Genomic DNA, 21,325 nt, shown 5'->3' on the forward strand with positions numbered 1-21,325 from the left:
CGCAGGGAGCACGACGTGGTGCGACCCCCGACCCTGGTGCTCTCCGGAGCACGGTCACGGGCCGAGCGCGAGCTCGTCCGGCAGTGGACCTCCTCGACCTACGGAGACGGTGACGACGGCGCGGTGCGGGTGGTGCCCGACGACGCCCGCGAGCTCGCCGGTGCCCTCGACGGTGCCGGCCCGGACACCACCGTGGTGCCGGTGCGCGTCGTGTGGCCGCCCGCTGAGCGCGACTCGTCGGACGCCCCGGCGCTGACCGATCTGCTGTCCCTCAGCGCCCGGCGCCGCGGCCTGCGCCACCTGCACGCCCGCGTGCGGGGCTGGTCGACGACGCGCGGGCGGGTGGTCGCGGGCGATGCGGCCTCGCTGGCACAGCTGCGCCGCGAGGGCGACCGCGAGCTCGGGACGCCGGACGGCGCCGGGTTCGTCGCGTTCGTGCGCCGTCGGGCGACGCTCGCGTGCGACCGCGCCGAGCGCCGGCTCACCGGCGACCGCTACAAGGTGCCGCGCCTGATGGCCGAGCAGATCGTCGCGTCGGCCGCGGTGCGCGAGCGGGCCGCCGGGCTGGCGGGCGAGCTCGACCTCTCCGTCGACGAGGTGCTCGCGCGGACGGCGCGCTGCCTGGAGGAGATGGCCGCGGTGCAGAGCCCGCCCGCCATCGAGGCGTTCCGCTCGGTGATGAGCCCCCTGCACCGCCGGGCGTGGGACCTCGACGTCGACACCGCGAGCCTGGGCGACCTGCGCGAGCAGGGGCGTCGCCGGCCGCTGGTGTTCCTGCCCTCGCACCGCAGCTACGCCGACCCGCTCGTGCTCGCCGAGGTGCTGCACGCCCACGACTTCCCCCGCAACCACGTCCTCGGCGGCAACAACCTCGCGTTCTGGCCGCTCGGCACGCTCGGCCGCCGCGCGGGGATCGTGTTCATCCGCCGCAGCTTCGGCGACGACGCCGTCTACAAGTTCGCCGTCCGCGAGTACTTCGGCCATCTCCTCGACAAGCGCTTCAACCTCGAGTGGTACATCGAGGGCGGCCGGACGCGGACCGGGAAGCTGCGCCCGCCGAAGTACGGGCTGCTGCGCTACCTCGTCGACGCCGCCGACCAGCTGCCCGAGGACTCGCCGGGCCACGACCCGCTGCTCGTGCCGGTGTCGCTGCACTACGACCAGCTCCACGAGGTGGGCGCGCTCGCGGCGGAACAGGGCGGCGCGGGCAAGAAGGCCGAGGGGCTCGGGTGGCTCGCCGGTTACATGCGCGACCAGCAGCGGCGCATCGGGTCCGCGCGCATCCGCTTCGGTGAGCCCGTCGGCCTGCGCGACGCCCTGGCCGAGGCCGGCGAGGGCCCGTCGCAGCTGGAGAAGGTGGCGTTCCGGGTCGCGGTCGGCATCAACCGCGCGACGCCCGCGACGCCGACCGGGGTGGTGACGTTCGCGCTGCTCGGGGCGGGCGGGCGCGCACTCACCCTCGAGCAGGTGCGCGCCGTCGTGGCCCCGGTGCGCGGCCTGCTCGGCGAGGAGCCGGCGATCCGCGCGCTCGACACTCCCGACGGCGTCGTCGAGACGCTCTGCCGGCTCGTGTCGGTCGGCGTGGTCGAGTGCTTCGAGGGCGGCCCGGAGCCCGTCTGGTCGATCGGCGCCGACCGGCACCACGTCGCCGCGTTCTACCGCAACGGCCTGCTGCACCACCTGCTCACGCGCGCGGTGCTGGAGACGGCGCTGTTCACCGTCGCCGACGAGGGCCACGACCTCGCGCACGACCAGGTCCTCGAGGCGTGCTGGGAGGCGGCCCTGGCGCTGCGGGACCTGCTCAAGTTCGAGTTCTTCTTCCCCCGCAAGCGCGACTTCCGCGACGAGCTGCTCGCCGAGCTCGACCGCCTGGCGCCGGGCTACCGGTCGGCGCCCGCGTCGGCGGACGGGGCCGCGGAGCTCCTCGGGCGCGCGGAGCTGCTCGTCGCCCCGGGCACCCTGCTGCCGTTCGTCGAGGCGCAGTGGGTGGTGGCGACGGTGCTCGCCGGCCACGAGGGGGCGCTGGAGGACCGGGGTGCGTTCCTCGACGCCTGCACCGGCCTGGGCCAGCAGTGGTGGCGCCAGCAGCTGCTGCTCGGCGCCGACGTCGTGTCCCGCGAGCTGTTCACCTCGGCGCTGCGGGTGGCCGACAACCGCGGGCTGCTGGGTGCGGACGCGACAGAGGCCGACCGTGCCGCCTGGCGTGACGAGCTCGCCGCCGTCCGCGACCGGCTGCGCCGCGCGGGCGAGCGCGAGCAGGCGCTGCGGGCGGACGCGTGGGAAGGGGAGCGCGATGCCGCACGGTCGTGAGCTCGACACCCGGCGCGCCGCGATCCGTGCGGCCCCGTCGGGCAGCGTGGTCGTCGTCGACGAGACCGCCTTGCTGGCGACGTCGGCGATCGCCGCGCACGCGGGCGAGGCGATGCGCTCGGGTCGGACGGCCTGGCGCGCGCTGCCCGGCGACGTCGCGCTGCTCGCCGGGGCGGGCGACGACGAGGCGGCGGTGCGCCGTCTCGTCGCGGGCTGGGCCGGCCAGGACGAGGAGGACGTCGCCCGCCGCGCCCGGACGATCCTGCGCGACGAGCTCGGCGCCTCGCTGCGCCCCGAGATGTGGTCGCTGGTGCTCGAGCACCGCCGCGCGGGCCACCACGTCGTGCTCACCGGGCACGCGCCGCGCCCCGTGCTCGCCCCGCTGGCCGAGGACCTCGGCGCCGACGAGCTGGTCGCCACCGAGGTCGGGGTGCGCGACGGGACCCTGACCGGCGAGGTCGCGGGCCGCGTGCTGCTCGACCGCCGCGGCGAGGCGAAGGCCGACGCGGTGGCCGGGGCGGTGGCCGGGCGGCGGCTCGCGTTCGTCTACGCCGGCCCGTGCTCCGACGCGCTGCTCGCGGCCGGCGAGCGCCCGGTGGTCGTGAGCGAGACCGCGGGGGAGGGCGGCCGGGCAACGCTCGTCGTCGCACCCCGCGGCGGCACGCTGGCCACCCCGGGCGACGTCCTGCGCACCGCCGGCTTCTACGGCGCCCTGCTCGGCGCGGCCGGCACCGCGGCCGCCGTCGGGCTCGCCCGCCGCTCGCGGCGGCACATGGTCGACCTGACGTGCTCGGTCACCGGTGACCTCGGCCTCGCGCTCGCCGGGATCGACGTCGAGGTGCGCGGCGCGGAGCACCTGTGGTCGGCGCGGCCGTGCGTCTTCGTCTTCAACCACCAGTCGAAGATCGACGTCGCGCTGCTCATGAAGCTGCTGCGCGGCGGGTTCACCGGCGTCGCGAAGGCCGAGGCCGCGCAGATCCCGCTGTGGGGCGCGATGTTCAAGCTCGCCGGGGTGGCGTTCGTCGACCGCGGCAACACCCGCCAGGCGCGCGAGGCGCTGGAGCCTGCCGTGCGCAAGCTGCGCGACGAGGGCTGGTCGCTGGCGATCGCGCCCGAGGGCACGCGCTCGCCCACCCCGCGGCTCGGGCGGTTCAAGAAGGGCGCCTTCCACATCGCGCTGCAGGCGGGCGTGCCGATGGTGCCGATCGTCATCCACGACGCCGGCGAGGTGATGTGGCGCGGGCACCAGACGCTGCGGGGCGGCACGGTCCACGTGGACGTGCTGCCGCCGATCGACACCACGGACTGGTCGACCGAGACCCTCGCCGAGCACGTCGAGGACGTCCGGGACCGGTTCGTCGCCGTCCTGGAGGGGGCGCGATGAGCTCGCAGGCCGGTTCGCAGGCCGGTTCGCAGGCCGGTTCGCAGGCCGGTTCGCAGGCCAAGGCCGACCCGACCCCACCCCGCGGCGACGACGGCCGGCTGCTGTGGTCGCGCTCGGAGGAGCTGACCGGCTTCGAGGCGCTGATGTGGCGCGTCGAGGCCGACCCGCGCATGCGCTCGACCGTCGTGCTCGTCGAGACCCTCGACCTCGAGCCCGACTGGGACCGCTTCGTCGCGGCGACCGACTGGGCCTCGCGGGTCGTGCCGCGCTTCCGGGAGCGGATCGTCACGCCGTTCCTCGGCGCCGGGACGCCGCACTGGGCGCTCGACCCCGACTTCGACCTGCACTACCACCTGCGCCGCCTCCGGCTGCCCGACGGCGCGGGCCGCGAGGGCCTGTTCACCCTCGCCGAGCAGATCGCGATGACCCCGCTCGACCCGTCGCGCCCGCTGTGGGAGGCGACGCTCGTCGGCGGGCTGCCCGACGGCGCGGCGGCGCTGGTGTTCAAGCTCAGCCACGTCCTGTCCGACGGGATGGGCCTCGCGCAGCTGCTCGCCGGGCTGCACTCGCGCACCCGGGAGCCGATGTCGGACAAGCCCCAGCCGCCGCCCCCGTCCGCGCCGCCCGCGACGCTGCCGGGCGAGCTCGTGCGCCAGGTCCGCAGCGACCTCGGGCTGGTCGGGGGCGCCGCGAAGGGTCTGCTGGGCATGGCCGCGTCGCTGATCCGGCCGGATCGCGCGGTCCGCGACGCCACGGCCTACCTGGTCTCGGCGGCCCGGGTGCTCTCCCCGCCGCCCGCCCCGCCGCTGGCGGTGCTCGCCGACCGCAGCCCGTCCTGGCGCTTCCGCACCCTCGACGTGCCGTTCGCCGACCTGCGCGCGGCCGGCAAGTCGGTCGGCGGCTCGATCAACGACGCCTACCTCGCGTCGCTGCTCGGGGCGTTCCGGCGGTATTCCGCGCGGCGCGGGGACCCGCTCCCGCCCGACCGGCTCATGCCCGTGACGCTGCCCGTGTCGATCCGCCGCGAGGAGCACGAGCCCGGCGGCAACCACTTCGCGCCGGCGCGGCTCTCCGCCCCCGTCGGGATCGTCGACCCGGGCGTGCGGGTCACCGAGGTCCGCCGGCGGATGAAGGTCGCGCTCGCCGAACCAGCCCTGGAGAGCATCGAGATCGTCAGCGCGGGGCTCGCGCGGCTCCCGGGTGCGGTCGTCGCGCGGTTCGGGGGCGGCGCGACGCGGAGCAACGACCTGCAGGCCAGCAACATCCCGGGGCTGCGGGCCGACGCCTACCTCGCCGGCGCGCGGATCGAGCGCAGCTACCCGTTCGCCCCGCTGCCCGGGTGCGCGGCGATGATCGCGATGGTGACCCACGGCGACACCTGCTGCGTCGCGGCCAACCTCGACGCGGCGTCGTTCGCCGACCTCGACGGGTTCACCCAGGACCTCGCCGACGGGTTCGGCGAGGTCCTCGCGCTGGGGGCCCGCGCATGAGTGGTGAGCCGCTGGTCCTCCTGCACGGCGCGAGCATGTCTGCGCGGGCCTGGGACCCCGTGCGGCCCGCGCTCGAGGCGCACCACGAGGTCCTCGTGCCGACGCTCGCCGGGCACCGCGGCGGCGCGGCGTGGCCCGACGGCGAGCCGGTCGGCGTCGCGGGGATCGTCGACGACGTCGAGACGCTCATGGACGACGCCGGCATGCCGACCGCGCACCTCGTCGGCAACTCCCTCGGTGGGTGGGTCGCCCTGGAGCTCGCGCGGCGCGGGCGCGCCCGGTCCGTCGTCGCCCTGTCGCCGGCCGGGGGCTGGGGCAGCGGCCTCGACCTGCGGCGGCTGGTGTGGTCGTTCCGCCTGGGTTCCGCGCTGGCCGGGTCGTCGTGGCTGCGTGCGGCGGCCCGCCGGCCGCGGGTGCGCCGCCTGCTGCTCGCACGCGTGCTCGAGCGCGGCGACCGGGTGCCGACCGAGGACGTCGGCGAGCTCTTCGACGACCTCGCCGGCTGCGTGATCCTCCACGAGCTGCTCGACGGGGCCGCCGAGCACGGCGGCGTCGCCCCGTTCGACGCGCTGCCCTGCCCGGTGCGCGTGGCGTGGTCGGGCCGCGACCGGCTGATCCCCTGGCGGCGCCACGGCGTCGCGCTGCGCGACCGGCTGCCCGGCGCCGAGTTCGTGCGCCTGCCCCGCGTCGGCCACGTGCCGATGTGGGACGACCCCGACCTGGTGGTCGACGCCGTCCTGGGCGTCACCGCCGCCCCCCGACCCCACGCGCAGGAGGCGTCCGCATGATCGGCACCGAGACCGACCTGGAGATCGACGGCCGGCGGGGGCGAGTGGTCGTCCGCCGCCGCGACCCCGACGGCGCGCCGCGCCGGGTGGTGCTGGTCGCGCACGGTTACGGCGAGCACTCCGGGCGCTACGCCCACGTCCTCGACCGCCTCGCCGGCGACGGCGCCGTCGTCTACGCGCCCGACCACCTCGGGCACGGGCGCTCCGAGGGCGAGCCGGTGCTCGTCACGGACCTCGAGGACGTCGTCGAGGACCTCGACCAGGTCCGGCGCACCGCCCGCAACGAGCACCCGGACCTGCCGATCGTGCTGCTCGGGCACTCGATGGGCGGGCTCATCGCGGCCCGCTACGCCCAGCGCTTCCCCGACGTCCTCGCGGGCCTCGTGCTGAGCGGGCCCGTGGTCGGCGGCAGCCCCGGCATCTTCGGCCTGCTCGAGCACGACCCGATCCCCGACGTCCCCATCGACCCCGCGGTGCTCTCCCGCGACCCGGCGGTCGGCGAGGCCTACGCCGCCGACCCGCTCGTCTGGCACGGGCCGTTCAAGCGCCCGACGCTCGAGGCGTTCGTCGCCGCGGTCGAGGCCATCGCGGCCGGGCCGGGCTTCGGCGAGCTGCCGGTGCTGTGGGTGCACGGCGAGGACGACCAGCTCGTCCCGCTGGAGTCCACCCGCCCGGTCATGGAGAAGCTCGCCGGCAGCGACCAGACGACGCGGATCGACCCGGGCGCGCGCCACGAGATCCTCAACGAGACCCACCGCGACGAGGTCCTCGACGACGTCGCCGCCTTCGTCGCGCGCGTCACCTAGCGTGTCAGCGAAGTGCCGTCGCTGACGTTCAGTGTCCGTATCGGTACTTCGATCACTCGCGTGCTCACACCGGCGCGGGCTCGCCCCGGCCGGTGAGGACCCGGCGCAGCAGGTGCATGGCGAGCACGACGGAGCGCTCGCGGATGTCGCCGCGCTCGCCGGGCAGCACCGGGTCGCGGGCGAGGGTGCGCCCGTCGGACGTGCGCACGCAGAAGCAGACGTAGCCGACGGGCTTGGCCTCGGTGCCCCCGCCCGGCCCGGCGACGCCGGTGATCGAGACGGCGATCGTCGCGCCGAAGCGGGCCAGGGCGCCGTCGGCCATGGCCTCGGCGACCTGCGGCGACACCGCGCCGTGGGCCTCGATCAGCTCGCGCGGCACGCCGAGCAGGTCGGCCTTCGCGTCGTTCGAGTACGAGACGACCCCGCCCGCGACGTGGGCCGACGCCCCCGCCGGCGCGGTGAGCCGCCCCGCGAGCAGGCCGCCGGTGCAGGACTCGGCGGTGGCGACCACCTGGCCGTCGAGCAGGTCGAAGAGCAGCTCGTCGATCGTCTGGCCGGTGCGCGAGAAGACAGCGCGGCCGTGCCGGCGCTCGATCTCGGACACCACGGCGTCCCGCGCGCTCGCGGCGGGCGTCGAGGCGGGGGCGTGGCGCAGGTCGACCTCGAGGGTGAAGTCGCGCAGGCAGGTCGTGATCTCGAGCGGGGCGAGGTCGGTGTGCTCGCCGACGTCGCGCAGCGTCGCGGCGATCTCGGACTCGGGCACGCCGAACAGGCGCAGGTGGGTCTCGGTGTACGGCGCGGTGCGGGCGAGGACCGCCCGCAGCGGCTCGCTCGCGAGCGCCTCGTCCCACATCGCGCGGACCTCGCGTGGCGGTCCGGGCAGCACGAGCACCGTCGGGCCACCGCGCTCGGGGTGCGGCGGGACGGCGAGCCCGGGCGCGGTGCCGGCGGGACGGATCGGGGTGGCGCCGCGCGGCACCATCGCCTGCTTGCGGTTCGCCGCGGCGAGCGCGTCGGCGTCCCACCGCAGCCGGTCGGCGAACTTCGCGATGATGTCGCCGACGATCTTCTCCATGTGCTCGTCGAGCTCGAGCGGCCGGTCGGTCTCGGCGGCGACGACCTCGGCGGTCAGGTCGTCGGCGGTGGGGCCGAGCCCGCCGGTGGTGACGACGAGGTCGACGCCGTCGTCGGCGAGGAAGCGCAGGGCGGCGGCCATGTCCTCGCCCCGGTCGCCGACGAGCACGAGGTGGGAGACCTCGACGCCGAGCTCGCCCAGCTGCTCGGCCACCCAGGGCCCGTTGCGGTCGGTGACGCGCCCGGTCAGCAGCTCGCTGCCGGTCGCCACGATCCCCGCCCGCACGCCCCCGTCGGCGCCGACGGCGCTGTGCCCCTCGCTGTGCCCCTCGCTGTGCCCCTCGTCGCGCCCTTCGTCGGCCACGTCGCACCCCGTTCCCGGTCCCTGCCTGGTCCCGCGCTGATCCCCGTCATCCCACCAGAGCCCGGCCGCGACCCGCAGTGGAGCGGATCGGCGGGGTCGTCGCGCAGCGCCGACACGGACGGGCTGCGCCCTCCTGCACATCTGTACCGGTGGGTCATCGTTGGGCGGGGTACAAGGTGCATGATGGTCCGGGCGAGTGAACTACCCGGCGGTCGGGCGATCACATTTTGTTGCGTACCGTGAACGCGGCGATGATGTGATCCGAACGCGTACGAGTCGCGAGCCGAGGCGGAGCACGCCGGGGCGAGCGCGAAGGGGAGTGGTGCCGTGACCCGCGTACCCCTCGCCTCGGCCGCTCCCGGGGTCGCCCAGCCGACGGTGCTCGTGCTCGGCGGCCTGCTCGTGCTCGTCCTCGCGGGGGCCGTGGCCGGACTGCTGGTGGCGCGCTCCCGTCGTCGCCGCCACGACGCCGCGACCGCCGCGCTCGCCGAGCGTCTGCGCCGCGACGCCCACCGCGACGCGCTGACCGGCCTGCTCAACCGCGAGGGCTTCCTCCACGTGGTCACCGGGCCCCGCGGGGCGGTCGCGGTGGTCGACCTGGCGCTGCTCGGACAGGTCAACGACACCCTCGGGCACGCGCGCGGCGAGGTGTTCGTGCGCCTGGCCACCGAGCGCCTCGTCGGCGTGCGCCTGCCCGTCCTGCAGGGCGAGGCCCCCGTCGCGGCCCGCCTCGAGGGCGACACCTTCGCCGTGCTGCTGCCCGACGTCGACGGCCACGAGGCCCACCGCGCCGCCGAGGACCTCCGCGAACGCCTGCTGGCGCCGTACCTGGTGGAGGGCGTCCGGTTCGAGCCACCCGTCGTCGTCGGGGTCGCCGCCGACGGGCCGTGGCTCGCCGACCTGCCGCCGGGCCCCGAGCGCACCGCCGCGCTGCTGCGCCGCGCCGACGTCGCCCTCGCCGCGACGCGCGACGGCGGCGACCCGGTGCGCTGCTACGACCCGAGCATGGGCGAGCGGGCGGCCCGCCGCCTGCGCCTCATCCGCGGATTCGCGGCGGCCGTCGAGCGCCGCGACGTCCGCGTCGACTTCCAGCCCGTCGTCTCGCTCGGCGAGCGCACCGTCGTCGGGGTCGAGGCGCTCGCGCGCTGGGACCACCCCGAGCTCGGCCTGCTGCTGCCCGACGAGTTCGTCCCCGTCCTCGAGGCCACCGGCCAGATCGCCGACCTGACCTCGTTCGTGCTCGACGAGTCGCTCGCCGCGGCCCGCCGCTGGCTCGACCGCGGGATGCGGCTCTCGGTCGCGGTCAACGTCTCCGTCGGCAACCTCGGGACCCCCGGCTTCCCCGACGAGGTGGCGGCGCTGCTCGCGGCCCACCGTGTGCCCGCCGAGCTGCTCACCCTCGAGCTCACCGAGTCCGGCGTCTCCTCCGAGCGGGAGGTCGCGCTGCCCGTGCTGCGCCGGCTGCACGCCCTGGGCTGCCACCTCGCCGTCGACGACTTCGGCACCGGGCAGTCGTCGCTGGCCCACCTCCGGCGCCTGCCCGTCGACCAGGTCAAGATCGACAAGAGCTTCGTGCTCGGCATGGGCACCGAGTACGGCGACGTCGCGGTGGTGCGCGCCATCGTCGAGATGGGCCACACGCTGGGCCTCACGGTGGTCGCCGAGGGCGTCGAGCAGGCCGCGGTGCGGTCCGCCCTGGCGGAGATGGGCTGCGACGTCGCCCAGGGCTACCTGGTGTCGCGGCCGCTGCCCGCGCACTGCTTCGACACCTGGCTGGACTCGCTCGACGTGCTCCCGGGCGAGCCCGGCGCCGCACCGGGACCCCGCACGCTCATCGCGTGAGGCGGGGTCTAGACTGGTGCACGCCCTCCGGGGCAGGCCCCTTTAGCTCAGTCGGCAGAGCGTCTCCATGGTAAGGAGAAGGTCTACGGTTCGATTCCGTAAAGGGGCTCTCGGTGAGCAGCCGGCGAACCTGGGTTCGCCGGCTTCGTCGTGCGAGGGGAACACCTCCTCGGCGGGGCTCATCGCGGCGGTGTAGCTCAGTCGGTAGAGCAAACGGCTCATAATCGTTGTGTCGCCGGTTCAAGTCCGGCCACCGCTACCACCCAGGCCCCGCGGGCCCCGGCCCGCGGCTGCAGCATCGACAGCGAGAGGAACCTCCGTGGCCACCACCGACATCCGTCCGAAGATCACGCTGGCCTGCGAGGAGTGCAAGAACCGCAACTACATCACGCGGAAGAACCGGCGGAACGACCCCGATCGCCTGACGATCAAGAAGTTCTGCCCGCACTGCGGCACCCACCGCGGTCACCGCGAGACGCGCTGACCTCCTCGCCCCGTGCCGCTCGACGCGTCGTTCGCGGGCCGCTCGTGGCCCGCGGAGACCTACGAGGTCTCGCTGGAGAAGGTCCGGGAGTTCGCGGTCGCCATCGGCGCCGACGACCCGGTGCACCACGACCGTGACGCCGCCCGGGCCGCGGGCCATCCCGACGTCGTCGCCCCGACGACGTTCCCGGTGGTGTTCACCTGGCCCGCGACCCGACGCGTGGTCGACGACCCGGCGCTCGGGCTCGACTTCACGCGCGTCGTGCACCGCGACCAGTCCATCGAGGTCGCGCGGCCCCTGTACGCGGGCGACGTCGTCACCTCGACGGTGGTCGTCGACGAGATCCGCGAGCTCGCGGGCAACGACGTCATCACCTTCCGCGTCGACGTCACCGACGCCGACGGCGCCGCCGTGCTGACCACCCGCGCGACCCTCGTCGGGCGCGCCGAGCCCGAGGGCGAGCAGGCATGAGCGCGGTCAGCGACGCGAGCGCCGGCGACCAGCTCGAGCCCCGCACGGTGACGATCACCCGTGCCGACCTCGTCGCCTACGCCGGCGCCTCGGGCGACCTCAACCCGATCCACTGGAACGAGCGCGTCGCCCTCGAGGTCGGGCTGCCCGGCGTCATCGCCCACGGCATGTTCACGATGTCGCTCGCCGCGCGCTACGTCGCGGACCTCGCGGGCGATCCCACAGCCGTCGTGGCCTTCTCCACCCGCTTCACCCGCCCGGTCGTCGTGCCCGACGACGACACCGGCGCCACCGTCGAGCTCGGCGCCAAGGTCACCGACGTCGCCGACGACGGCACCCGCACGGTCGGCGTGACGGCCACCCACGAGGGCAAGGGCGTCCTCGGGAAGGCCGTCGCCACCATCCGGCCGCCTCGCTAGACCCGATCTCAGGCGGCCGCGGGCACGCCCAGGGTGGCGAGGACCGCCCGGGCCATCGCCGCGGCACCCAGCGCGCTCGGGTGCACCGGGGCCGCGGGCGCCGCCGGCAGGAGGCCCTCGATCCACCGCTCGCCGGGCAGGGCGCACACGTCGTGGCCCACCGTCGGCGTCGCGGTGTCGACGTACGTCGCCCCGCCGCCGGCCGCCGCGTCGGCGATCTCGGTGTTGAGGTGGCCGAGCACGCCGCGCAGGTACGCGACGTCGCCGGGCGTGTACGGCATGACCGGGTAGCAGCCCGGACCCTCGGCGGGCAGCACCGACGGGTAGCCGACGAGCAGGACGCGCGCGCCCGGGGCGCGGCGGTGGACCTCGGCGAGGACGTCGTCGAGGCGGTCGCCGACCTCGTCGACCCGCGCCTCGAGCTCGTCGTGGCTCGCCTCGGTCCAGCGGTCGCGGCAGGGCGTGCCGACCGGGGACGCGCTCACGCAGCTGCGCACGATCTCGCCGAACCCGATGTCGTTGCCGCCGATCCCGACGGTCACGAGCTGGGTGCCGGAGCCGAGGGCGTCGTACTGCGGTGGGTTCTCACCGCCGTCCACGGCCTGCGCGGCGGCGAAGTCGCGCGTCTGCGCGCCGCTGCAGCTGACGTCGGTCAGCCGGGCGCCGGTGCGCTCGGCGACGAGGTGCGGGTAGTTGTTCACCGACCGCTGGCAGCCCGGCGGGGGGCCGGCGGGCGCGCCGGTCAGCGGCGAGCTGGTGTACGAGTCGCCGAGCGCGACGTAGACCTGCCCGGTGGGCAGCGGTGCCGGGGCCGCGGACGCCGTCGGCGTCAGCAGCAGGGCGACGAGCCCCACCAGGACGGCCACGGACAGGATCGGCCGACGGCCCACCGGTTCCCCCTCGTTCCTCGGGCCCCGGCGGGACCGTCGACCCATGATCGCTTGTCTCAGCGGGCCTCGCCCAGCAGGTCGGCCATGCGGGTGACGCCCGTGCGCAGGTCGTCGTCGCCGAGCGCGTAGGAGAGCCGGAAGTACCCGGGCGTGCCGAACGCCTCGCCCGGCACCACGGCCACCTCGGCGTGCTCGAGGACGAGCGCGGCGAGGTCGACGCTGGTCTGGGGGCGCTCGCCGCGCAGCTCCTTGCCGAGCAGGCCCTCCACCGAGCAGTAGACGTAGAACGCCCCGCGCGGCGTGGGGCACTCGACGCCGTCGATGGCCGAGAGCAGCTCGACGATCGTGCGCCGCCGGCGGTCGAAGGCCGCGCGCATCTCGTCCACGGCGTCCAGCGGGCCGGTCACGGCCGCGAGCGCCGCGCGCTGCGAGACGTTGGCGACGTTCGAGGTCATGTGCGACTGCATGTTGGCCGCGGCGGCGACGACGTCGGCCGGGCCGATCAGCCAGCCCACCCGCCAGCCGGTCATCGCGTAGGTCTTGGCGACGCCGTTGACCACGATGCAGCGGTCGGCGATCTCGGGCACGGCGACCGGCATCGAGACGTGCTCGGCGCCGTCGTAGACGAGGTGCTCGTAGATCTCGTCGGCGATCACCCAGACGCCGTGCTCGGCGGCCCAGCGCCCGACGGCCTCGACCAGCTCGCGCGGGGCGACGGCGCCGGTGGGGTTGGACGGCGAGCACCACAGCAGCGCCTTGGTGTTCGGCGTGCGCGCGGCCTCGAGCTGCTCGACGGTGGGCAGGAAGCCGGTCGAGGCGTCGGTGTCGATCTGTACCGGCTCGCCGCCGGCCATCCGCGCGGCCTCCGGGTAGGTCGTCCAGTACGGCGCCGGGAGGAGGACCTCGTCGCCCGGGTCGATGATGGTCGCGAAGGCCTCGTAGACGGCCTGCTTGCCGCCGTTGGTGACGAGCACCTGGCGGGCCTCGACCTGCCACCCCGAGTCGCGGGCCGTCTTGGCGGCGATCGCGTCGCGCAGCTCGGGCAGGCCGGCCGCGGGGGAGTAGCGGTGGTTCTTGGGGTCCGAGCAGGCCGCGATCGCCGCCTCGACCACCGGCTGGGGCGTCGGGAAGTCCGGCTCGCCGGCCCCGAAGCCGATCACGGGGCGGCCGGCCGCCTTGAGGGCCTTCGCCTTCGCGTCGACCGCGAGCGTCGCCGACTCCGCGATCCCGCCGACACGGGCCGAGATGCGGCGGTCGGTCGCGGAGGGCTGCAGGGAGACCGACGAGGACGACGTGACCGATGCCATGTCCCAGAATTCTGGCAGACCCGCCCGGGGCGTCCGGCCACCGGGAGGAGGGTCCCGAGGAGCGTTGCCGGTCCGGAGCCGGGCCCGGGGCACGGCTGCTCGGGAGCACGTGCGTACCATGGTTCTCCGGGACGGTTCGTCCGTCGCTCCCGCGCGCTCGTCGACGGTGCGGAGGCGGCGCGCACCGGACCACGGCGGTCCTCCGGGGCCGCCACAGGGGCGTAGCTCAATTGGCAGAGCAGCGGTCTCCAAAACCGCAGGTTGCAGGTTCAAGTCCTGTCGCCCCTGCACCGACGACGGTGACGCCCGCCGGCCCGGCGGGGTGGTGGACGAGGACGGTGAGGACGGCGCAGTGAGCGAGGACAGCAGCCGGCGTCGGCGCGCGAGCGACGACGACGACGCGCGTCCGGTCACCGCCGCCGGCCGTCGACGGCGCGCCGGGGCGGCCGGGAACGGCACCGGCGGGGACGCGGACACCGCGGGACGCCCGGGCAAGGGCACGGCCACCCCGACGCGGGACCGCGCCTCGGCCGAGCCGCAGGGCTCGCTGATCACCCGGCTGCGGCGGTTCCTGCGCGAGGTGGTGGCCGAGCTCCGCAAGGTGCACTGGCCCACCCGCCGGCAGATCGTGGTCTACACGTTCGTCGTCCTCGTGTTCGTGGCGTTCATGGTGGCCCTGGTGGCCGGCCTCGACTGGGTCTTCGCCAAGGCCGTGTTCGCCCTCTTCGGCTGACCGTTCCGCCGAGCGGCCGGCCGGGCACCGTGCCGCGGTGCCCGCCGTGCAAAGGAAGTGAGACAGAAGTGACCTCCGCAGGATCCGGCGCAGACTCCGAGAACACCACCCCCGACGGCGGCGAGCCCGAGCTCGTCGGCGAGTCGCGCACGCGCGGCGTCATGGTGCGCGAGGGCAGTGGGTCCTACGGGGACCTCAGCACCGAGGAGAACGCCGCCACGCTGGACGACGGCGAGGTCGCCCGTGCCGCGCAGGAGGCGCGCGAGGACGACGCCGAGGGCGCGGACGACACCGAGGACACCGAGGTCGACCCCGAGGCCGACCTGCGCGCGGCGCGGACCGCCCTGGGCGCCCCGGCGGACGAGGAGGACTCCGACCTCCCGGAGGAGTCGGCGGGCACGGGCGACATCGCCGCCCGCGGCGACCTGGACGACGAGATCCAGGTCGACGACGTGGGCGCCGCCGAGCCCGAGGAGGAGGTCGACCCGGCCCAGGCCCTCAAGGACTCGCTGCGCCTCGCGCCCGGCGACTGGTACGTCGTGCACTCCTACGCGGGCTACGAGAACAAGGTGAAGGCCAACCTCGAGACCCGCGTGCAGACGCTGGACGTCGAGGAGTTCATCTTCCAGGTCGAGGTGCCCACCGAGGAGGTCACCGAGATCAAGAACGGGCAGCGCAAGCAGGTCCAGCGCAAGGTGCTGCCCGGCTACATCCTCGTGCGGATGGAGCTCAACGACGCCTCGTGGAGCGCGGTGCGCAACACCCCGGGCGTCACCGGCTTCGTCGGCGCCACCTCGCGGCCGTCGCCGCTGACGCTCGACGAGGTCGTGAAGTTCCTCCTGCCGCGCCAGGAGACGCCGAAGAAGGCGAAGGGCGCGGAGAAGAGCGGTGCCGAGGACTTCGGCGGCAAGCCCGCGGTCGAGGTCGACTTCGAGGTGGGCGAGTCGGTGACCGTCATGGACGGCCCGTTCGCGACGCTCCCGGCGAGCATCTCCGAGGTCAACGTCGACGCCCAGAAGCTCAAGGTGCTCGTCTCGATCTTCGGCCGGGAGACCCCGGTCGAGCTCGGGTTCAACCAGGTCTCCAAGATCTAGAGCCCGGACACGGACAGAACAGGAACAGGGAAGTCATGCCCCCGAAGAAGCGACGGCTCTCCGCGGTCGTCAAGCTGCAGATCAGCGCCGGCGCGGCGACGCCGGCCCCGCCGGTCGGCCCGGCCCTGGGTCAGCACGGCGTCAACATCATGGAGTTCTGCAAGGCCTACAACGCCGCCACCGAGGCGCAGCGTGGTCAGGTCGTGCCGGTGGAGATCTCGGTCTACGAGGACCGGTCCTTCACCTTCGAGCTCAAGACCCCGCCGGCGGCCAAGCTGCTGCTCGCCGCGGCCGGCGTGAAGTCCGGCAGCGCGACGCCGCACAGCAAGAAGGTCGGCTCGGTGACGCAGGACCAGGTCCGCGAGATCGCGCAGACCAAGATGCAGGACCTCAACGCCAACGACCTCGACCAGGCCGCGAAGATCATCGCCGGCACCGCCCGGTCGATGGGCCTCACCGTCTCCGAGTGACACCCCGCCGGCCACCTGGCCGGCGACCCGTGGGAGGGCCGCGCAGCCCTGACCACACCTGATCCACGAAGGACAGATCATGAAGCGCAGCAAGAAGTACCTGCAGGCCGCCGAGAAGGTGGACTACGACAAGCTCTACAGCCCGCTCGAGGGCGTCGACCTGGCCAAGGAGACGTCGACGACGTCGATGGACGCGACCGTCGAGGTCGCCATGCGCCTGGGTGTCGACCCGCGCAAGGCCGACCAGATGGTCCGCGGCACCGTCAACCTGCCGCACGGCACCGGCAAGACCGCCCGCGTCATCGTGTTCGCCACCGGCGACACCGCCGCGGCCGCCGAGTCCGCGGGTGCCGACGTCGTGGGTTCCGACGACCTCATCGAGCGCATCCAGGGCGGTTGGCTCGAGTTCGACGCCGCCGTCGCCGCGCCCGACCAGATGGCCAAGGTCGGCCGCGTCGCGCGCATCCTCGGCCCGCGCGGGCTCATGCCGAACCCGAAGACCGGCACCGTGACCCCGGACGTCGCCCGCGCCGTCAGCGACATCAAGGGCGGCAAGGTGAACTTCCGCGTCGACAAGCAGGCGAACCTGCACCTGATCATCGGCAAGGCCAGCTTCGACACCGAGAAGCTCGTCGAGAACTACGGCGCCGCGCTCGACGAGATCCTGCGCGCCAAGCCGGCCGCCGCGAAGGGCCGCTACATCAAGAAGATCACCGTCACCACGACGATGGGTCCCGGCATCCCGGTCGACCCGAACCGCACGCGCAACCTGCTCGCCGCCGAGGCGTAGCCACCAGGTCCCGGTGCCCTGCTGCGGGGGGCGCCGGGACCGGCGCGTAGACTGGACCACAGATCGAACCCCGATCCACCGAAGACCGCTGGTCTCCGCGCCGGGCACGCCCGGGGCGGACGAAGAGCCCCTCGACGGGGCGGCCCGCGCAGGAGGACGAGGCTCGCGACGCCCGCCGGGCCACCAGCCCGCGCCGTCCGACGCCCCGTGCGCCTGCGCACGGGGCGTTTCGTCGTTCCGGGCCCGACCAGGCGGTCGCCCGAGGACACAGAGAGGAGGCGCGGATGCCGGACGAGACGCGAGCTCCGGCCGCCGACAAGGTCGCCGCGGTCGCCGAGATCGCCGCGGAGTTCCGCGACGCCTCGGCCATGGTCGTCACCGAGTACCGCGGCCTGTCGATGAAGCAGCTCTCGCAGCTGCGCCGGTCGCTGGGCTCGGACGTCACCTACGCCGTCGCCAAGAACACCCTGGTCAAGCGGGCTGCCGCGGACGCCGGGGTCGAGGGGCTCGACGACCTGCTCGTCGGCCCGACGGCCATCGCCTTCATCGCCGGGGAGCCCGTGGACGCCGCCAAGGCGCTCCGCGACTTCCAGCGCGACAACAAGGCCCTGGTCGTCAAGGGCGGCTACATGGAGGGCCGGGCGCTCTCGGCCACCGAGGTCGAGCAGCTCGCCGACCTCGAGTCGCGCGAGGTGCTGCTCGGCAAGCTGGCCGGCGCGATGAAGGGCAACCTCACGAAGGCCGCCCAGCTGTTCAACGCCCCGGCCTCGCAGATCGCCCGCCTCGCGCAGGCCCTGCAGGACAAGCGTGCCGCCGAGGGCGAGGCGACCACCGAGGACGCCGTGGCCGCGGTCGAGGCCGCGGACGCCGAGGCCAGTGCCGACGCCTGAGTCGGCCCCACCCCCACACACCACCGCTGATCGATAGGAGCGCCACCATGGCGAAGCTGTCCACCGACGAGCTGCTCGACGCCTTCAAGGACATGACCCTCATCGAGCTCTCCGAGTTCGTGAAGAAGTTCGAGGAGACCTTCGAGGTCACCGCGGCTGCGCCGGTCGCGGCCGCCGCCCCGGCCGCCGGCGGTGCCGCCGCCGGTGCCCCCGCCGAGGAGGAGAAGGACGAGTTCAACGTCGTCCTCGAGGCCGCCGGCGACAAGAAGATCCAGGTCATCAAGGTCGTCCGCGAGGTCGTCTCGGGCCTGGGCCTCAAGGAGGCCAAGGAGCTCGTCGAGAGCGCCCCGAAGCCGATCCTCGAGGGCGTCAACAAGGAGGCCGCCGACGCGGCCAAGGCCAAGCTCGAGGAGGCCGGCGCGAAGATCAGCCTGACCTGATCGACACGCGCGAGCGCAGCAGGCCGCACGCACGGGGCGGGGACCTACCGGGTCCCCGCCCCGTCGTCGTCTCCGGGGAGGGCCGCGGGAGTTCCCCGATCCCGAGTGGTCCCGGTCACGTCCGGTGTCGCGCGTCCGGGCGTCGCCCGACCCGGCGGCGAGGCGTCGTCGGACGGGTCGGGCGGTCCTCCACGCTCCACCGATCGCGTGGCAGCAGCCGTTCGTCGCCACCCGGTCGGCGCAGCACACGGCCGTGTCCGGCGGAGAGGGACCCGGCGGCTGCGTTGCTTTCCGGGTCAGTAACCTCCCCTCTCATCCGTCGTTGTAGACGTGACGCCCCTCTCGCGGGGTGCCGGCTCGATGGCGTCGGTAACAGGGCGTTTCACGCGTCGACACCACGGTGAAAGCAGGAGGAACTGCATGGCCGGCGTCGAGGTCGGGATCAAGAACCTGTCGAAGTCGTTCGGCAGCTCCAACATCTGGTCCGACGTGACGTTGACGCTGCCGGCGGGCGAGGTGAGCGTCCTGCTCGGCCCGTCCGGGACGGGCAAGTCGGTGCTCCTCAAGTCGATCATCGGCCTGCTCAAGCCCGAGAAGGGCTCGATCTTCATCCACGACACCGACCTCGTGCGGTGCTCGGAGTCGAAGCTCTACGAGATCCGCAAGCTGTTCGGCGTGCTGTTCCAGGACGGCGCGCTGTTCGGGTCGATGAACCTGTTCGACAACATCGCCTTTCCGCTGCGCGAGCACACGCGCAAGGGCGAGAAGGAGATTTCGGACATCGTCATGGAGAAGCTCGACATGGTCGGGCTCTCCGGTGCCGAGGACAAACTGCCCGGCGAGATCTCCGGCGGCATGAAGAAGCGCGCCGGCCTGGCCCGCGCACTCGTGCTCGACCCCGAGATCATCCTGGTCGACGAGCCCGACTCGGGCCTGGACCCCGTGCGCACGGCGTACCTGAACCAGCTGATCGTCGACCTCAACACCCAGCTCGACGCGACGATCCTCATCGTCACCCACCACCTCGGGACGGCGCGGTCGCTGCCGGACAACATCGGCATGCTGTTCCGCCGCAACCTGGTGATGTTCGGCCCGCGCGAGGTCCTGCTGACCTCCGAGGAGCCGGTGGTCCAGCAGTTCCTGCAGGGTCGGCGCATCGGTCCCATCGGGATGTCCGAGGAGAAGGACACCTCCCAGATGGAGGCCGAGATGGAGGAGCTGAAGAAGAAGGGCGGCTCGGCGGAGTCCGAGGAGTCCTTCATCGACCCCCAGCTCGACCCCTCGGAGGGCCTGCCCGAGCGCAAGGCGGTGCAGCGGCGCAAGGACCGCGTCATGCAGGTCCTGCACACCCTGCCGCCCAAGGCGCAGACGGCCATCCTCGAGTCGCTGACCGAGGAGGACCAGGAGCGCTACGGCATCTCCCGGGACCAGGACCGCACCGAGCTCATCGAGATCACGCGCAACCACCCGCCCGAGGACGCCGACCCGTTCGGCTACCAGGCCATGCAGGAGGCCGCGGACAACTCGATGGTCGAGGAGGCCCCGGCCGGCGAGGGCGAGGGCGAGGGCGACCAGGCCGGCAGCGGCGACCCGGACGCCGACGCCGACGCGCGCCGGGCCCCGCCCGCGCCGCCCGAGTCCGACGAGCCGCTGGTCGGTGTGCCCGCCGACGAGGACGCCGGCGGCACGGTGGTGCTCCCGCAGGCCGGTGAGCACACCAAGGACCAGGACGAGGAGTCCGACGAGGCCGGCACGTCCCAGCAGCAGGACGGCTCGCAGGACCAGGGCGACCAGTCCCAGGACGGCGACCAGCAGCACACCCAGCAGGTCCACCGCGACGAGACGCCGACCGAGCAGTTCCAGGCGCAGGGCGGGGACCAGGGTCAGGGCCAGCAAGATCAGGGCCAGCAGGACCAGGGCCAGCAGGACCAGGGCCAGCAGACGACGCAGCAGGTCGCGACCGCCGGGGCGGCGGGCGCGGCCGGTGGCGCCGCGGGTGCTGCCGCCGCCTCGTCGTCGGACGACCAGCCGACCGGTCGCCACCACTGGCGCGGTGACCCCGAGCAGGCCGCCCGCACCGGCGACCAGGGCGTCGCCGGCCTTGTGCCCATGGCGGCCCGGCCCGCGGGCGGGGATCAGCAGCAGGCCCAGCAGCAGGGCCAGGGCCAGCAGCAGGGCCAGGGCCAGCAGCGGCAGGGCCAGCAGCAGCAGGGCCAGCAGGGCCAGCAGCGCTCCGGTCGCGACTCCGGGCACTCGGGGTGGGCGCAGCCCAACCCCGGTCAGGACGCCGCGCCCGACCCGCAGGGCGAGGCCGCCGCCGACCCGCCCGCGGAGGGCGGCCCGGGTTCGACGGAGCAGACCGCGCCGGCCGACGACGGCACGGCGCGTCCGCAGTCCCAGGACACCGGCGTGCCGCGCGGCCGCGAGGACGACGACCAGGGCCTCATGGGCGGCCTGCGGCGCATGTTCCGTCGGGGTGACTCGTGAGCTCTCGTCTCGCGGCCGGCAACTTCCCCGGGGCCGGGGCCCTGTCGTCGACCGGCAAGCTGTTCGCCCTCGGCCTCGACGTGGTCGTCGGCATCTTCCAGCGCCCGTTCCAGACGCGCGAGTTCATCGACCAGTGCTGGTTCATCTCGCGGGTCTGCATCCTCCCCGCGGCGCTCGTGTCGATCTCGTTCGGCTCGGTCATCTCGCTGCAGCTCGGGTCGCTGATCCGGCAGTTCGGTGCGCAGTCGTTCTCCGGCGCGGCGAGCACGCTGGCGGTGATCCAGCAGGCGGCGCCCGTCATCTGTGCGCTCCTGGTGGCCGGGGCCGGCGGGTCGGCGATCTGCGCCGACCTCGGCGCCCGCACCATCCGCGAGGAGATCGACGCCATGGAGGTCCTCGGCGTCAACCCGATCCAGCGGCTCGTGGTGCCCCGCGTCCTCGCGTCGATCCTCGTGTCGGCGCTGCTGTTCGGGCTGGTCTCGATCGTCGGCGTCGCCGGCGGCTACTACTTCAACGTCGTGCTGCAGGGCGTCACCCCGGGCGCCTACGTGCAGGGCTTCTCCGCGCTGTCGAAGCCGAGCGACCTGCTCGTCGGCTTCATCAAGGCAGCACTGTTCGGTCTCGCCGCCGGGATCGTCGCCGCGTACCGCGGCCTCAACCCCGCCGGTGGACCGAAGGGCGTGGGCGACGCGGTCAACCAGGCCGTGGTCATCACGTTCATCCTGCTGTTCGCGATCAACCTGGTCGTGACGGCGGTCTACCTCAACCTCGTCCCGCCGAGCAAGTTCTAAG

Annotated in this window: 19 protein-coding genes, 3 tRNA genes and 1 pseudogene; 20 read left to right on the top strand and 3 right to left on the bottom strand. The window is 74.2% G+C overall.

Features of this window, described 5'->3' with window-relative positions; genetic code table 11:
• Window positions 1-15: 15 nt before the first annotated feature.
• From PGB27_RS11740 to PGB27_RS11760, 5 genes are read left to right on the top strand one after another with little or no spacing between them, the layout of a single operon-like run.
• Window positions 16-2,310 (top strand): glycerol-3-phosphate 1-O-acyltransferase, encoded by a 2,295-nt coding sequence (locus tag PGB27_RS11740; RefSeq protein ID WP_274200541.1) that lies wholly within the window; start codon window positions 16-18, stop codon window positions 2,308-2,310.
• A complete protein-coding gene (locus PGB27_RS11745; RefSeq protein ID WP_274200542.1) occupies window positions 2,294-3,694 on the top strand; it encodes a 1-acylglycerol-3-phosphate O-acyltransferase in 1,401 nt (466 codons plus the stop codon). The genes PGB27_RS11740 and PGB27_RS11745 overlap by 17 nt, the downstream gene beginning before the upstream one ends.
• Window positions 3,691-5,184: a wax ester/triacylglycerol synthase domain-containing protein gene (locus PGB27_RS11750; protein ID WP_274200543.1), complete on the top strand. Its 1,494-nt coding sequence runs from the start codon at window positions 3,691-3,693 to the stop codon at window positions 5,182-5,184. The genes PGB27_RS11745 and PGB27_RS11750 overlap by 4 nt, the downstream gene beginning before the upstream one ends.
• Window positions 5,181-5,972, top strand: a complete 792-nt coding sequence (locus PGB27_RS11755; RefSeq protein WP_274200544.1) for an alpha/beta fold hydrolase — start codon at window positions 5,181-5,183, stop codon at window positions 5,970-5,972. Before PGB27_RS11750 ends, PGB27_RS11755 begins: the two co-directional genes overlap by 4 nt.
• On the top strand, window positions 5,969-6,778 hold the full coding sequence (locus PGB27_RS11760) for an alpha/beta hydrolase (RefSeq protein WP_274200545.1): 810 nt from the start codon (window positions 5,969-5,971) through the stop codon (window positions 6,776-6,778). Before PGB27_RS11755 ends, PGB27_RS11760 begins: the two co-directional genes overlap by 4 nt.
• Before the next feature lie 64 nt (window positions 6,779-6,842).
• Here PGB27_RS11760 and PGB27_RS11765 read toward each other — a convergent pair whose 3' ends face one another.
• Entirely contained in the window at window positions 6,843-8,216 is a 1,374-nt protein-coding gene (locus tag PGB27_RS11765) for a competence/damage-inducible protein A (protein ID WP_274200546.1), read from the bottom strand.
• Window positions 8,217-8,543: 327 nt separating this feature from the next.
• On the opposite strand from PGB27_RS11765, the gene PGB27_RS11770 reads away from it, so the two are divergent.
• From PGB27_RS11770 to PGB27_RS11795, 6 genes are all read left to right on the top strand, one after another.
• Window positions 8,544-10,058, top strand: coding sequence for a putative bifunctional diguanylate cyclase/phosphodiesterase (locus PGB27_RS11770; RefSeq protein WP_274200547.1), 1,515 nt, complete (start codon window positions 8,544-8,546; stop codon window positions 10,056-10,058).
• A 36-nt stretch (window positions 10,059-10,094) separates the two neighbouring features.
• Window positions 10,095-10,167: transfer RNA gene (locus tag PGB27_RS11775), tRNA-Thr, on the top strand.
• Window positions 10,168-10,244: 77 nt separating this feature from the next.
• A tRNA-Met gene (locus tag PGB27_RS11780) sits at window positions 10,245-10,320 on the top strand.
• A 57-nt stretch (window positions 10,321-10,377) separates the two neighbouring features.
• Window positions 10,378-10,542, top strand: a complete 165-nt coding sequence (rpmG, locus tag PGB27_RS11785) for a 50S ribosomal protein L33 (protein WP_116708438.1) — start codon at window positions 10,378-10,380, stop codon at window positions 10,540-10,542.
• A gap of 12 nt (window positions 10,543-10,554) precedes the next feature.
• Window positions 10,555-11,013: an FAS1-like dehydratase domain-containing protein gene (locus PGB27_RS11790; protein ID WP_274200548.1), complete on the top strand. Its 459-nt coding sequence runs from the start codon at window positions 10,555-10,557 to the stop codon at window positions 11,011-11,013.
• The gene (locus tag PGB27_RS11795; protein ID WP_274200549.1) at window positions 11,010-11,432 is read left to right on the top strand and encodes a MaoC/PaaZ C-terminal domain-containing protein; all 423 of its coding nucleotides are present in this window, start codon (window positions 11,010-11,012) and stop codon (window positions 11,430-11,432) included. The genes PGB27_RS11790 and PGB27_RS11795 overlap by 4 nt, the downstream gene beginning before the upstream one ends.
• A gap of 8 nt (window positions 11,433-11,440) precedes the next feature.
• Here the strand turns inward: PGB27_RS11795 and PGB27_RS11800 are convergent, their stop codons facing one another.
• Together PGB27_RS11800 and PGB27_RS11805 are read right to left on the bottom strand one after the other, a co-directional pair.
• Window positions 11,441-12,298 carry an SGNH/GDSL hydrolase family protein gene (locus PGB27_RS11800; protein WP_274200550.1) on the bottom strand — a complete coding sequence of 286 codons (858 nt, stop codon included), beginning with the start codon at window positions 12,296-12,298 and terminating at the stop codon, window positions 11,441-11,443.
• 80 nt (window positions 12,299-12,378) lie between these two features.
• Complete coding sequence (locus tag PGB27_RS11805; RefSeq protein ID WP_274200551.1) at window positions 12,379-13,629, bottom strand: pyridoxal phosphate-dependent aminotransferase; 1,251 nt, start codon at window positions 13,627-13,629, stop codon at window positions 12,379-12,381.
• Between the two features lie 215 nt (window positions 13,630-13,844).
• Here PGB27_RS11805 and PGB27_RS11810 point away from each other — a divergent pair.
• The 9 genes and pseudogenes from PGB27_RS11810 (at window position 13,845) to PGB27_RS11850 (ending at window position 21,324) form a co-directional block, all read left to right on the top strand.
• A tRNA-Trp gene (locus PGB27_RS11810) sits at window positions 13,845-13,917 on the top strand.
• A gap of 64 nt (window positions 13,918-13,981) precedes the next feature.
• Window positions 13,982-14,362 carry a preprotein translocase subunit SecE gene (secE, locus tag PGB27_RS11815; RefSeq protein ID WP_274200552.1) on the top strand — a complete coding sequence of 127 codons (381 nt, stop codon included), beginning with the start codon at window positions 13,982-13,984 and terminating at the stop codon, window positions 14,360-14,362.
• Window positions 14,363-14,430: 68 nt separating this feature from the next.
• Entirely contained in the window at window positions 14,431-15,456 is a 1,026-nt protein-coding gene (gene nusG, locus PGB27_RS11820) for a transcription termination/antitermination protein NusG (RefSeq protein ID WP_274200553.1), read from the top strand.
• A gap of 35 nt (window positions 15,457-15,491) precedes the next feature.
• Window positions 15,492-15,926, top strand: coding sequence for a 50S ribosomal protein L11 (gene rplK, locus PGB27_RS11825; protein WP_274200554.1), 435 nt, complete (start codon window positions 15,492-15,494; stop codon window positions 15,924-15,926).
• 76 nt (window positions 15,927-16,002) lie between these two features.
• A complete protein-coding gene (gene rplA, locus PGB27_RS11830; protein ID WP_274200622.1) occupies window positions 16,003-16,716 on the top strand; it encodes a 50S ribosomal protein L1 in 714 nt (237 codons plus the stop codon).
• A gap of 284 nt (window positions 16,717-17,000) precedes the next feature.
• On the top strand, window positions 17,001-17,606 hold the full coding sequence (gene rplJ, locus PGB27_RS11835) for a 50S ribosomal protein L10 (protein ID WP_274200555.1): 606 nt from the start codon (window positions 17,001-17,003) through the stop codon (window positions 17,604-17,606).
• Between the two features lie 47 nt (window positions 17,607-17,653).
• The gene (gene rplL / locus PGB27_RS11840; RefSeq protein ID WP_274200556.1) at window positions 17,654-18,046 is read left to right on the top strand and encodes a 50S ribosomal protein L7/L12; all 393 of its coding nucleotides are present in this window, start codon (window positions 17,654-17,656) and stop codon (window positions 18,044-18,046) included.
• A gap of 420 nt (window positions 18,047-18,466) precedes the next feature.
• Window positions 18,467-19,519: pseudogene (locus tag PGB27_RS11845) on the top strand (ABC transporter ATP-binding protein); the annotation flags it as partial.
• A gap of 1,010 nt (window positions 19,520-20,529) precedes the next feature.
• Window positions 20,530-21,324 carry an MlaE family ABC transporter permease gene (locus tag PGB27_RS11850; RefSeq protein WP_274200557.1) on the top strand — a complete coding sequence of 265 codons (795 nt, stop codon included), beginning with the start codon at window positions 20,530-20,532 and terminating at the stop codon, window positions 21,322-21,324.
• The last annotated feature ends 1 nt before the right edge of the window (window position 21,325 follow it).

The sequence above is a fragment of the Actinomycetospora lemnae genome, assembly GCF_028737315.1.
GTDB lineage: Bacteria > Actinomycetota > Actinomycetes > Mycobacteriales > Pseudonocardiaceae > Actinomycetospora > Actinomycetospora lemnae.